The sequence below is a fragment of the Pseudomonas sp. RA_35y_Pfl2_P32 genome (assembly GCF_963970735.1).
Taxonomy (GTDB): domain Bacteria; phylum Pseudomonadota; class Gammaproteobacteria; order Pseudomonadales; family Pseudomonadaceae; genus Aquipseudomonas.
The window spans coordinates 186,186-198,187 of the sequence record NZ_CAXAQF010000005.1 but is presented as its reverse complement, the minus strand read 5'-3'; the positions used below and the strand labels follow the sequence as shown (position 1 = coordinate 198,187).

10 protein-coding genes are annotated in these 12,002 nt (G+C 61.6%); 6 read left to right on the top strand and 4 right to left on the bottom strand.

From position 1 onward, the window contains the following. The first annotated feature begins 6 nt into the window (after nt 1-6). The 5 genes from AACY45_RS07020 to AACY45_RS07000 all read left to right on the top strand — a co-directional run bounded on the left by AACY45_RS07020 (nt 7) and on the right by AACY45_RS07000 (nt 5,842). Nucleotides 7-654, top strand: coding sequence for an alginate O-acetyltransferase AlgF (locus AACY45_RS07020; RefSeq protein WP_339544773.1), 648 nt, complete (start codon nt 7-9; stop codon nt 652-654). Between the two features lie 9 nt (nt 655-663). Then, complete coding sequence (locus AACY45_RS07015; protein WP_339544772.1) at nt 664-1,770, top strand: mannuronate-specific alginate lyase; 1,107 nt, start codon at nt 664-666, stop codon at nt 1,768-1,770. Between the two features lie 94 nt (nt 1,771-1,864). Next, nucleotides 1,865-3,322: a mannose-1-phosphate guanylyltransferase/mannose-6-phosphate isomerase gene (locus AACY45_RS07010; protein ID WP_339544771.1), complete on the top strand. Its 1,458-nt coding sequence runs from the start codon at nt 1,865-1,867 to the stop codon at nt 3,320-3,322. A 626-nt stretch (nt 3,323-3,948) separates the two neighbouring features. Then, a complete protein-coding gene (locus AACY45_RS07005; RefSeq protein WP_339544770.1) occupies nt 3,949-4,770 on the top strand; it encodes a MinD/ParA family protein in 822 nt (273 codons plus the stop codon). Between the two features lie 379 nt (nt 4,771-5,149). After that, complete coding sequence (locus tag AACY45_RS07000) at nt 5,150-5,842, top strand: HAD-IA family hydrolase (RefSeq protein ID WP_339544769.1); 693 nt, start codon at nt 5,150-5,152, stop codon at nt 5,840-5,842. Nucleotides 5,843-5,954: 112 nt separating this feature from the next. Here the strand turns inward: AACY45_RS07000 and AACY45_RS06995 are convergent, their stop codons facing one another. Continuing rightward, nucleotides 5,955-6,689 carry a phosphoadenylyl-sulfate reductase gene (locus tag AACY45_RS06995; protein ID WP_339544768.1) on the bottom strand — a complete coding sequence of 245 codons (735 nt, stop codon included), beginning with the start codon at nt 6,687-6,689 and terminating at the stop codon, nt 5,955-5,957. Nucleotides 6,690-6,863: 174 nt separating this feature from the next. On the opposite strand from AACY45_RS06995, the gene thrH reads away from it, so the two are divergent. Next, a complete protein-coding gene (thrH, locus tag AACY45_RS06990) occupies nt 6,864-7,481 on the top strand; it encodes a bifunctional phosphoserine phosphatase/homoserine phosphotransferase ThrH (RefSeq protein WP_339544767.1) in 618 nt (205 codons plus the stop codon). 504 nt (nt 7,482-7,985) lie between these two features. Here the strand turns inward: thrH and pabB are convergent. From pabB to rloB, 3 genes are all read right to left on the bottom strand, one after another. Continuing rightward, the gene (gene pabB, locus AACY45_RS06985) at nt 7,986-9,329 is read right to left on the bottom strand and encodes an aminodeoxychorismate synthase component I (protein ID WP_339544766.1); all 1,344 of its coding nucleotides are present in this window, start codon (nt 9,327-9,329) and stop codon (nt 7,986-7,988) included. 154 nt (nt 9,330-9,483) lie between these two features. Beyond that, a complete protein-coding gene (locus tag AACY45_RS06980) occupies nt 9,484-10,470 on the bottom strand; it encodes an alpha-L-glutamate ligase-like protein (protein ID WP_339544765.1) in 987 nt (328 codons plus the stop codon). Further along, entirely contained in the window at nt 10,470-12,002 is a 1,533-nt protein-coding gene (gene rloB / locus AACY45_RS06975) for an osmotic stress tolerance membrane protein RloB (protein WP_339544764.1), read from the bottom strand. Before rloB ends, AACY45_RS06980 begins: the two co-directional genes overlap by 1 nt.

Here is a 12,002-nt window from a genome sequence, read left to right as displayed (position 1 = left end):
ACCTGTATGTCCCTTTTTTCCTCGATGTCCTACACCCTGCGCTTGGGCAGCCTGCTGCTAGGCCTGTCCGCCTCGTGGGTGATGGCTGACGAAGCGGCGCTCTACGGTCCGGCGGCACCTTACGGCTCGGCCTTCGTGCGCGGCTTCAACGCCGCAAACAGCAGTTTTGACGCCAGCCTCGGTCCTGTCCGTATCAATGACCTGGGCGCCAAAAGCAGCAGCGATTTCGCCTTCCTGCCGGCCGGTGGATACACCGTCAGTGCAGATGGCAAGAGCCTGGCGGTGAAGCTCGACGCCGAGCGTTACTACACACTGGTGCAGATGCCGGATGGGGCGCTGGAGCTGGTGGAGGAGCCGCCATTCAAGAATCGCCAGAAGTCCCTGCTGCGCTTGCAGAATCTATCCGACACCGCCCTGTCGATCAAAACCGCCGACGGTCGTACCGAGGTCATCCACCCGGTCTCGGCTAACGCCCGTGGCGAGCGCGAGATCAACCCGGTCAAGGTGCGCCTGACGCTGTTCGCAGGCGAGCGCAAGGTTCGTGACCTCGACCCGCTGGTGCTGGAGCGTGGCGAGGTGGTCAGCCTGTTTGTCACCGGTTCCGCCGACAAGCTGTCTCCGGCCTGGGTCAAGCGTCCGGTCGCGACCAACTGAGGAATGGCTATGAAACCCTGGCTGATCTGTTCGCGGATGGCGCTAACCGGCCTGGCCCTGTTGCTGGCCGCCGGCTGCAGCAAGCCCCTGGAACGCAACGCCGGCGCCAGCCTGGTGCCGCCCAGCGGCTACTACCTGGCCGCTCCGTCCCCCAAGGGCGAGGTGCCAGCCTGTCCCGGGGCCCCCGCGCCCTATTCGGACGACCTGCTGTTCCCGAGCAAGTACGAAGGTTCGGACTCGGCCAGGGACAAGCTCAACCCGCAGGCCGCAGCGCGCTACAAGCGGCTGACCGGCGATGTGCGTACGCTGGAAAGCGGCGTGAGCAAACTGGTCGGCAAGTACCTGGAGGATGGCCATCAGGAATACGCCGATTGCGCCCTGACCTGGTTGAGCACATGGGCCGAAGCCGACGCGCTGCTCAGCCGAACCTACAACCACACCGGCAAGTCGGTGCGCAAATGGGCGCTGGGCAGTCTGTCTGCCGCCTATCTGCGGCTGCAGTTCGCCGGCTCCGAACCCTTGCGTGGGCATGAGGCCGAAGCTCGCGCCATCGAGCAGTGGTTCACCCGGCTCGCGGACCAGGTGGTGCACGATTGGAACGAGCAACCGCGCGAGCGGCGCAACAACCACCAGTACTGGGCTGCCTGGGCGGTGATGGCAAGCGCCGTGGTGCTCGAGCGCCAGGACCTGTTCGACTGGGCGCTCGAGCAGTACCGCCACGGTATGGAGCAGGTCGACGCCGAGGGCTACCTGCCGCTGGAGCTGTCCCGGCAGACCCGGGCGCTTGCCTACCACAACTACAGCCTGGGGCCGCTGATGATGATCGCGGCATTCGCCGAAGCCAACGGGCTGGATCTGCGTGGCGACAACGGTGGAGCCCTGCAGCGGCTCGCCCAGCGGGTCGAAAAGGGCGTGCATAACCCGCGCCTTTTCGAGGCCCGGTCCGGCTACCCGCAGGAGCTGGAGGATTTGCAGGAGGACGGCAAGTTCGCCTGGCTGGAGCCCTACTGTGCACTTTATCGCTGCTCGGCCGAGACCGACGCCTGGCGGCGCTCCCTGCAGCCCCTGGAGACCTATCGGCTAGGAGGGGATATCACCCAGTTGTTCAATCCTTGATTGCATCGATGCATTCACTCTCCCGGTGGTCCGAGGCAGGGCCTCGGCGGGGACAAGTATTAATTTGAAATGGAACTTTAAAGAGGCTTCTCCCATGATTCCGGTAATCCTTTCTGGTGGTAGTGGTTCGCGCTTGTGGCTCCTTTCGCGCAAGCAGTATCCAAAGCAGTTCCTCGCCCTGACCGGCGAGCTTTCGCTGTTCCAGCAGACCCTGCAGCGCCTGGCCTTCGAAGGTATGCAGAGCCCGCTGATCGTGTGCAACCATGAGCACCGCTTTATCGTTAACGAGCAACTGGAGCGGATCGGCGTCGAGGGGCACTCGACACTGCTCGAACCCTGCGGCCGCAATACCGCGCCGGCCGTGGCTATGGCCGCCTTGCAATTGCTGGCCGAGGGCCGCGACGAACTGATGCTGGTGCTGCCGGCTGACCATGTGATCGAGGACCAAGCGGCGCTGCGCGAGGCACTGGAAGTGGCGCGCGCGGTGGCCGAGGAAGGGGAGATGGTGTTGTTCGGCATCCCGGTCGCGCGTCCCGAGACCGGCTTCGGCTACATCAAGGCGACCCGCGCAGGTGACGCCGCCGGCATGCATCCCGGCGCCTACCGGGTCAGCCACTTCGTCGAGAAGCCCAATGCCGAACTGGCCCGCGAGCTTGTCCGCACGGGCGGCTATTACTGGAACAGCGGCATGTTCCTGTTCCGTGCCAGCCGTTTTCTGGACGAGTTGCTCAAGCATGAGCCGGGCATCTACGACGCCTGTGCGCTGGCCCTGGAGCGCAGCCAGCGCTGCGGCAATGTCATGACCATCGATACCGACACCTTCGAGTGCTGCCCGGACAACTCCATCGACTACGCGGTGATGGAGAAGACTTCCCGCGCCTACGTGGTGCCGCTCGCCGCCGGCTGGAGCGACGTGGGCAACTGGTCCTCGCTGTGGGACGTGCATGAGAAGGACCAGGCCGGCAACGTGCTCAAGGGTGATGTGATGACCCACGACAGCCGCAACAGCTTCGTATACAGCAGCAGCAAGCTGGTGGCCCTGGTCGGTGTGGACGATCTGGTGGTAGTAGAAACCAAGGATGCGGTGATGATCGCCCACAAGAATTCGGTTCAGGACGTCAAAGCACTGGTCAACAGCCTGGATCTGAAGGGCCGCTCGGAAACCCAGAGCCATTGTGCGGTCAATCGTCCTTGGGGCTGCTACGACTCGGTGGACAACGGTATTCGCCATCAGGTCAAGCGCATCACCGTGAAGCCCGGCGCGCAGCTGTCGCTGCAGATGCACCACCACCGCGCCGAGCACTGGATCGTGGTATCCGGCATCGCCCAGGTGACGTGTGATGACAAGGTGTTCCTGCTTGCCGAAAACCAGTCCACCTACATCCCGATCGCCTCGGTGCACCGCCTGGCCAACCCTGGAAAAATCCCGCTGGAGATCATCGAGGTGCAGTCCGGCAGCTACCTGGGTGAGGACGACATCGAGCGCCTGGAGGATGTCTATGGGCGGACCGGCGAGGCGCTGCTTGCACCCAAACTGGTCGTCGGCGTTTGAGCCAAAGCACCCGAACCAGCCGGTGGATCCCTGCACGCCGACCCCTTGGCTGATTACTGATGCACGTCAGGTGCTGCTCAATGCAGCGCTTGAACGTTGCTTGGTCCCTGGCGCAGGTACTGGGCGGGACACTGGCGGTTCCACAGCATGTACAGAAGGAACATCCCCACCGTTCTGAACAATGGCAGGAAGGCCATCAACCACCCCGCCGAAGCGCGAGATCGAAGCGGCCTGGCCATCCGTCCGAATCTAATCGCGGGGCGGCCTGGCGCATCGCGGCACAGTGCCATCGTCTTGCGTATAATCAGGGCATGTCCGGGTGTGTTGTCCCTGTTTCAGTTTTATGCATCGATGACAAGGAAGTTTACTGTTGTTAAAAAAGAAAATACTGTCCGCGTTGATCTTGGTCAGTGCGTCTGTCTTTACAGTATTCAACTTTTACAGCATGTTTTTTCTGGATATTAGCCATCCATTCGGTGATCAGGAGGTCTGACCGGCGAGAGCGAACTTATGTGCGGCGGTTGCGGCTGAGCAGTCGTTAACGACTAATCCTGGAAGGCTTGGAACTTGATGCTTTAAGGGTTTCAATTGCTTGTCGGCGTTAAATATGGAGTTGAAAAGTCAGTATGGACACCGCGCACTGTGTACAAGTTATCGCGATCGTCAGCGGTAAGGGTGGCGTCGGCAAAACTACCGTGGCTGTGAATCTCGCATTGGCGCTGGCAGAGCTTGGGCGCCGGGTCGTTTTGCTGGATTCAAATCTTGAGTTCCCGAATGTCGATGTCCAATTGGGGCTCGTGCCACGGTATACGCTTGTCGATCTAATCGAGGGTCGCTGTGAATTGTCCGATACCCTGATGGAAGGACCGGGAGGAGTGCGCATCGTCGCATCTGGCTCAGGTGTCCCGAGTATGGTGCGCCTGTCGCGGGCTCAGCATTCAGGCCTGATACAGGCATTCAGCGAGATAGCGGACAGCCTGGACGTGCTGGTGATCGACACCGCCACGGGTATTGGCGAACCGGTAGTCACCTTCATTCGAGCTGCCCATGAAGTCTTGGTGGTTGTATGCGATGAGCCGACGTCCATCTCCGGTGCGTATGCGTTGATCAAAGTACTTAATCATGAGCACGGGATAAAGCGCTTCAGGGTTTTGGTCAGCATGGAGAGTAGCCCTCTGGAAGGGCAGAATTTGTTTGCCAGGCTTATTAAACTCACGGACAACTTTCTGGATGTTTCCCTGCAGTATGCGGGAGCAATTCCTTACGATGAATATGTACGTACTGCCGCGCAGACACGGCGGGCGGTTTACGAGAGACATCCTCGAAGCAAATGCAGCAAAGCCTTTCAGGAGGTTGCGCTCAAGGCTGACGCTTGGCCATTGGTGGGCGCACCAAGAGGGCATGTAGAGTTTTTTGTCGAGCAACTGGTTAGCAACTCAAAAAGGTAACAACTCTCTTGGGATATCGTGTGATCACTCGGGCGTCATCTTGATCATTGCTCATTGCGGTCGATGGTGTTCAGGGCTCCGCAGGGCCGTGTTCATTATCTAAATTCACCCGTGGATGTCGTTCATGAGAGTCGAATAAGCCTTCCATAAGTAATGAAGTAATTATCGTGTAAAAAATCAGTAATCCTCTCGCGCTTTCCCTGCGCTTGAGATGCACCCCAGGCCCTGATGCCGATATCGCGCCTGGCAAATGGTTGCCCCATGTAAACCTGGCTCGTTATGCTGCTGAACCCTTTCATCGACCGTTGCGCGGTCGATCAGGGCCATGGCCGTACCTGAGCCGTTCCTGGAATGTTGTGTTGATAACGGATCAGATGCGATGAGTGCACAGCTGGAGTTGGGCCCGATCAAGGCCGTGATTTTTGATATGGATGGTCTGTTGCTGGATACCGAGGGCATTTACACCGAGGTCACGCAGATCATCGCGCAACGCTACGGCCGCACGTTCGACTGGAGCATCAAGCAGAACATCATTGGCCGTGGCGCCGCCGACCTGGCGCGCTACGTGGTGCAGGCGCTGGAGTTGCCGATCAGCGCCGAAGAATTCCTGCGGGTTCGCGAACCCTTGATGCAGGAGCGTTTCCCCCATGCGCTGGCGATGCCCGGGGCGCGGGAGTTGGTTGAGCATTTGCAGGCCAACAACATCCCGATTGCCGTGGGCACCAGTTCTTCGAGTCAGTCCTTCGCGCAGAAAACCACCCTGCACCGTGACTGGTTCGCGCTGTTTGACACCATCGTCACCGCTGACGACCCTGAAGTCGGCGCAGCCAAGCCGGCACCGGATATCTTCCTCACCGCCGCGCGCCGCCTGGGTGTAGCGCCTGAGGATTGCCTGGTGTTCGAGGATTCGCCCTTTGGTGTCACTGCGGCGAAAGCGGCGGGGATGACCGCGGTGGCGGTGCCGGACGCGGCCATGGCTGACGAAAAGTACCCCCATGCCGACAGCATCTTGCGTTCGTTGAAGGCCTTTTCGCTGCAGGCCTACGGCTTGCCGGCACTCGAAACGGCCTGAACACTGATTCAGGCACAACAAAACGCCGGGAAACCTGTGCAGGGTTACCCGGCGTTTTGTGATGCCAGCGCGCCGTTGCCGGGGGCGCGAGCAAGCTTTGTTCCTATCAGGATCAGGCTTTCTTGATGATGTTGCCGGCGTGCAGGCCGCACTCCTTCTGGGTGGCTTCCTCCCACCACCAGCGACCTTCGCGCTCGTGCTGGTTCGGCAGCACCGGGCGGGTGCAGGGTTCGCAGCCGATGCTGATGAAGCCGCGTTCGTGCAGGCTGTTGTAGGGCAGCTCCAGCATGCGGATGTAGCCCCAGATCTCTTCGCTGCTCATTTGCGCCAGCGGGTTGAACTTGTACAGAGGGCGCTCGGCGGTGGAGAACGCACCGTCGATTTCCAGCACGGCCACCTGGCTGCGGGTCCCGGGGCTCTGGTCGCGGCGTTGGCCGGTGGCCCAGGCGCGGACGCTGGAGAGCTTGCGGCGCAGCGGTTCGATCTTGCGGATGCCGCAGCATTCGCCGTGACCGTCCTTGTAGAAACTGAACAGGCCTTTTTCCTTGACGAAAGGTTCCAGCTTGCTGTGGTCCGGCGACACCAGTTCGATCTGGATGTTGTAGTGCTCGCGCACCTGATCGATGAAGCGATAGGTCTCTGGGTGCAGGCGTCCGGTGTCGAGGCTGAAGACCTTGACGTTTTTATTGAGCTTCCAGGCCATGTCCACCAGCACCACATCCTCGGCGCCGCTGAAGGAGATCCACAGGTCGTCCCCGAACTCGGCAAAGGCCAGTTTGAGAATGTCCTGGGCGGATTTGTTGGCATAGGTCGCGGCAAGTTCAGCGACGTCGAACGATGGGCTCATCAGGGCGGTTTCCTACAGGTCGGTGGCGCTAAGCGCTCTATAGGGAGGCGATATTAGCAAAAACCCGGGCTTGCTGGTGCGCTTGTCTGCGTTGCGCAGCGGGTTGCGACTCGCTAGAGTTCGGCAGTCCTTTTGCTCGCTCAACTCAATAATCAGTACAAATGGGAGTGTGTTGTGGAAATTGCCTGTCTCGACCTGGAAGGTGTCCTGGTCCCGGAAATCTGGATCGCCTTTGCCGAAAAAACCGGGATTGAATCCCTCAGGGCAACCACCCGGGATATTCCCGACTACGACGTGCTGATGAAGCAGCGCCTGCGCATCCTCGACGAGCACGGCCTGAAGCTGGCCGACATCCAGGAAGTGATCGGCACCCTCAAGCCGTTGGAGGGCGCCATCGAGTTCGTCAACTGGCTGCGTGAGCGCTTCCAGGTGGTGATCCTGTCCGACACCTTCTACGAATTTTCCCAGCCGCTGATGCGTCAACTGGGTTTCCCGACGTTGCTATGCCATCGCCTGGTCACCGACGAAACCGGTCGGGTCACCGGTTATCAGTTGCGCCAGAAAGACCCCAAGCGCCAGTCGGTCCTGGCGTTCAAGAGCCTGTACTACCGGGTGATCGCCGCCGGTGATTCGTACAACGACACCACCATGCTGGGCGAGGCCGATGCCGGGATTCTGTTCCATGCCCCCGACAACGTGATTCGCGAGTTCCCGCAGTTCCCGGCGGTGCACACGTTTGCCGAGTTGAAGCAGGAGTTTCTCAAGGCTTCGAACCGGGAGTTGAGCCTGTAAGTGATGTATTGAGGCTGAAGCCGCCATCGCGAGCCGGCGCCCACAGGGGTTGCACTAAACCTTGTGGGAGCTGCCGAGGGCTGCGATCTTTTGATCCTGGTTTTGTGGGCATATCCGTTGCTGCGGTGATGGCGGCTTAGGGTTGCGCCCTTACGGCGGGTCACTTTTTCCAGACGCCGAAAAAGTAACCAAAAAGGCTTGCCCCAGCGTTCGGCCCCTCGCCAAGGCTCGGGGTACCTTTGCTACGGTGCCCATCAGGGGACATCGCCTCCGGTTTGCTTCGCTGCACCTCCTCTCGATGTACGCGGCTTCGCCGCATGGCGCTACGCGCCTACCCCCCTGATGGACACCTTCGCTCAGCCTGCCGATGGGGCGGGTGGATCAAGAGCAAGAGCACGGCGACCTGCCGGTCGGCCTGAGTGGTAAGGGCGGGCGAGGCGGCCTACCGGCCGGCCTGCATTCCTGGTGCACGACTCTTCCTTGTGGGAGCGGGCCGGGCGACGGTCACAGCCCCTGCAATGTATCGAGCAGCACCTTCACCTTGGTGATCGACTCCTGATACTCGGCCTGCCACTGCGAATCGGCAACGATTCCACCACCGCCCCAGCAGCAGACCTGGGCGTCCTTGACCAGCAGGCTGCGGATGGCGATGGAGCTGTCCATTTGTCCGCGCACGTCCAGGTACAACAACGAGCCGCAGTACAGGCCACGACGGGTCGGTTCCAGTTCGTCGATGATCTGCATCGCGCGGATTTTTGGCGCGCCGGTGATCGAGCCGCCCGGGAAGCTGCCGGCGATCAGGTCGAGGGCGTCCTTGTCGGCGGCCAGCTCGCCGGTGACGCTGCTCACCAGGTGGTGCACGTTGGGGTAGCTTTCCAGGCTGAACAATTCCGGCACGCGCACCGAGCCGATGCGGCAGGTGCGGCCCAGGTCGTTGCGCAGCAGGTCGACGATCATCAGGTTTTCCGCGCGGTCCTTGGGGCTGGCCAGCAGTTCGGCGGCATTGGCCGCGTCTTCGGCGGCGTCGCGTCCACGTGGGCGGGTGCCTTTGATCGGGCGGGTTTCCACCTGGCGGTCGCTGACGTTGACAAAGCGTTCGGGCGACAGGCTCAGTACCGCGCCCCCATCGGCCAGGCTCTGGAAGCCCGAGAACGGCGTCGGGCATGCCGCCCGGAGTGCGCAATAGGCGGCCCAGGCGTCGCCCTGGCACTGTGCGCGGAACCGCTGGGCGAAGTTGACCTGATAGCAGTCACCGGCCTGGATGTAGTGCTGGATCCGCTCGAATGCCTGCCGATAGTCCTCAGGGCTGAGGTCGGGCTGCATGGGCCCCTTGAGGCTGAAAGTCGCGCTGCTCGCTGCGGCCGGCTGGCTGAACACGTCCCGCAGGCGCTGGCGCTCGGCCTCGCTGACCTTGGGGTGAAACACCAGTTGGCTGGTGCCCAGCCGGTGGTCGCTGATCAGCGCCCAGGCATACAGGCCGAAACGCGCATCGGGCAGTTGCAGGTCGTCCTGCGCCTGGTGGGGCAGGGTTTCCAGGTGGCGACCGAAATCGTAGCTGAGGTAACCGATCAGGCCGCCGGCGAACGGCAGCTCCAAGGGCGCCGGGATCGCCGCGTCGCCCAGTTGGTCGAGGGTGGCGCGCAAGCGTTGCAGGAACGCCGCGCCGCTTTCATCCGGCGCGACCGCCAGCGTCGCCAGCGGCCAGGCGCTGAGCAGGTCGTAGCGCCCACGCTCGGCGCTGGGCCGGCCACTGTCGAGCAGCACGCTGCCGGGGGCATGACGGATCGCCGCGAAATACTCGGCAGGGTTGGCGTGATAGGGCAGCGGGTAAACGGAACAGGTCGACATGAGCGGGGTTGATCAGCCATTGAGGCGGGGTGGCGATTGTAGTCCTCTGTAGGAAATGCTCCTAGAGGGGGATTGGCCATTGCCAGCAGGCTGACGCCCCACAGACCCGATGTGGGAGCCAGCCTGCTGGCGATAGGTGCAGCGGATTTGGCGTTTAGCCCTCGACCGCAGGAATATGCCCGAACCTGTCCTGGACAAACCGCACGCGCTCTTCCACGGATTCGCTGATGCCCTGGGCCTTGAGCTCTTCCAGGCGCGCTTCCACCGCGTGGGTGCGCAAGGTCAGCCCGCAGTCGTTGGCGATCTGGATGTTCAGCCCCGGGCGCGCGTTGAGTTCGAGGATCAGCGGGCCTTTTTCCTGGTCCAGCACCATGTCGACGCCGATGTAGCCCAGGCCGCACAGTTCATAGCAACCGGCGGCAAGCTTCATGAAACCGTCCCAGTAGGGCAGTTGCACGCCGTCCACCGCGTTGGTGGTGTCCGGGTGTTTGGTGATGATGTTGTTCAGCCAGGTGCCGCGCAAGGTCAGGCCGGTGGCCAGGTCGACACCCACGCCGATGGCGCCCTGGTGCAGGTTGGCCTTGCCGCCGGACTGGCGTGTCGGCAGGCGCAGCATGGCCATCACCGGATAACCCATCAGGACGATGATGCGGATGTCCGGCACACCCTCATAGCTGATGCTCTTGAAGATCTGGTCGGGAATCACCCGGTACTCGATCAGCGCGCGGTCGCGGTGACCGCCCAGGGAGTACAGGCCGGTGAGGATGCTGGAAATCTGGTGCTCGATTTCCTCATGGCTGATGATCTTCCCGGACACGGTGCGGTAGCGCCCTTCGAAACGGTCGGCGATCACCAGGATGCCGTCACCGCCAGCCCCTTGTGCCGGCTTGATCACGAAGTCGCTGTGCCCGTCGATGATGTCGCCGAGCGTGTCGATTTCCTTCTCGGTGGAGATCACCCCGTACATTTGCGGCACGTGGATGCCGGCCTCGATCGCCCGTTCCTTGGTGATGATCTTGTCATCGACGATGGGGTACAGGCTGCGCTTGTTGTACTTGAGCACGTAGTCGGCGTTACGCCGGTTGATGCCCATGATGCCCCGCGCTTCCAGGGCCTTCCAGGTCTTCCAGAAACCGAACATTACGAGTCAGCCTTGAGGAAGGCCTTGAAACGCACCAGTTCGGTCAGGCGGTAGCCGCGATAACGCCCCATGGCCAGCATGAAGCCCACCAGGATCAGCAGGATCGCCGGGAAGGTGAAGACGAAGTACACCAGCTCAGGCACGCTCATGATCAGGTGCGCCAGGGTGGCGGCGAACAGGGTGCCGATCGCCACTTTCATGGCATGGCCACCGCCACGTTCTTCCCAGGTGATCGACAGGCGTTCGATGGTCATGGTCAGGATCACCATCGGGAACAGCGCCACCGACAGGCCGCGTTCCAGGCCCAGCTTGTGGCTGAACAGGCTGATGGCGGCAATCAGCACCACCACGAACGTCAGCACCACCGACAGCCGCGGCAGCATCTGCAGCTTCAGGTGTTCAAGGTAGGAGCGCAGCGACAGGCCCAGGGCGGTAATCACGGTAAACAGCACGATACCGAAGCCCAGTTGGGTCTCGCGAAAGGCCAGGGCGATCAGCACCGGGGTGAAGGTACCCAGGGTCTGCAGGCCGATCAGGTTGCGCAGGATCAGGATCACCAGCACGCCGATCGGGATCATGACCATGATCATGAAGGTCTGCTGGGTTTGTAGGGGTAAGCCGTACAACGAGTATTCGAGGAAGTTGGCGTCGGTGTTCTCGTCGGTCAGCTTGGCCAGGCGAATGGCGTTCATTTCGCTGTTGTTCAGGCTGAAGGTGACGGTGGCTTTCTTGCCGCCATCGACGGTGATCAGGTTGTCATCGCCGGTCCACCACAGCAGGCGGTCGCTCGGCAGGCCCTGTTCACCGGTCTCGGGATTGAAGTACAGCCAGTCGGTGCCGTTGAAGCTGCGCAGCCAGAGTTCCGGGGTCTGGGGCTGGTCGGCCACCAGGTGAATGGTGTGGACCTTTTCCACCGGCACGTGGGCGATGGACAGCAGCAGTTCGACGATCTTGGCCTTGTGCGCCGGTGTCGGGTCGCCCGCCAGGAGCATCTTGGCGTTGTCGTCGTTGCTGTTGTTGACCCGCTTGATCGCTTCGCTGATGAAGGTCTCGACGTCGGCCGAGTGCTGGCGAATCGGCGCGAGCAGGGCTTCGGCGGCGATTTTCTCGGGGCCTTCGACGGCGATGCTGTCGCGGAAGGTCGGGCCCTTGATCTTGGGTTTATCGGCGGTGTAGCGCTTGGTCAGCACCAGGCGGTAGTACAGGGTCTGGTTGCCCTTGGCGCGGCGTGCCGACCAGGTGACCTTGCGGTTGCCGTCGACGCGGTTGACCGCCACCCCATAGTTGTTGGAGATGAAGCTTTCATTGAGGCTGACGTAGTCGCGGCTCAAGGGCGGCACGAACATCTGGATCTTCACCGGGTCCTTGGCGCTGGCGACAAATTCGACTTTGGCGTCGATGTTCCACAGGTCGTCGGTGGCGTCTTCGGTCACCGGGATGCCCAGTACGAAAATCTGATAGGCCGTAACTGAAATGCCCAGCACTACCAGGATGGCGATCAGCAGTTTCAGATGGAGGGTAAGAGAGCGCAT

Coding starts and splice junctions, on each gene's coding strand:
- AACY45_RS07020 (WP_339544773.1), top strand. CDS start 7: ATGTCCCTTTTTTCCTCGATGTCCTACACCCTGCGCTTGGGCAGCCTG.
- AACY45_RS07015 (WP_339544772.1), top strand. CDS start 664: ATGAAACCCTGGCTGATCTGTTCGCGGATGGCGCTAACCGGCCTGGCC.
- AACY45_RS07010 (WP_339544771.1), top strand. CDS start 1,865: ATGATTCCGGTAATCCTTTCTGGTGGTAGTGGTTCGCGCTTGTGGCTC.
- AACY45_RS07005 (WP_339544770.1), top strand. CDS start 3,949: ATGGACACCGCGCACTGTGTACAAGTTATCGCGATCGTCAGCGGTAAG.
- AACY45_RS07000 (WP_339544769.1), top strand. CDS start 5,150: ATGAGTGCACAGCTGGAGTTGGGCCCGATCAAGGCCGTGATTTTTGAT.
- AACY45_RS06995 (WP_339544768.1), bottom strand. CDS start 6,689: ATGAGCCCATCGTTCGACGTCGCTGAACTTGCCGCGACCTATGCCAAC.
- pabB (WP_339544766.1), bottom strand. CDS start 9,329: ATGTCGACCTGTTCCGTTTACCCGCTGCCCTATCACGCCAACCCTGCC.
- AACY45_RS06980 (WP_339544765.1), bottom strand. CDS start 10,470: ATGTTCGGTTTCTGGAAGACCTGGAAGGCCCTGGAAGCGCGGGGCATC.
- rloB (WP_339544764.1), bottom strand. CDS start 12,002: ATGCGCTCTCTTACCCTCCATCTGAAACTGCTGATCGCCATCCTGGTA.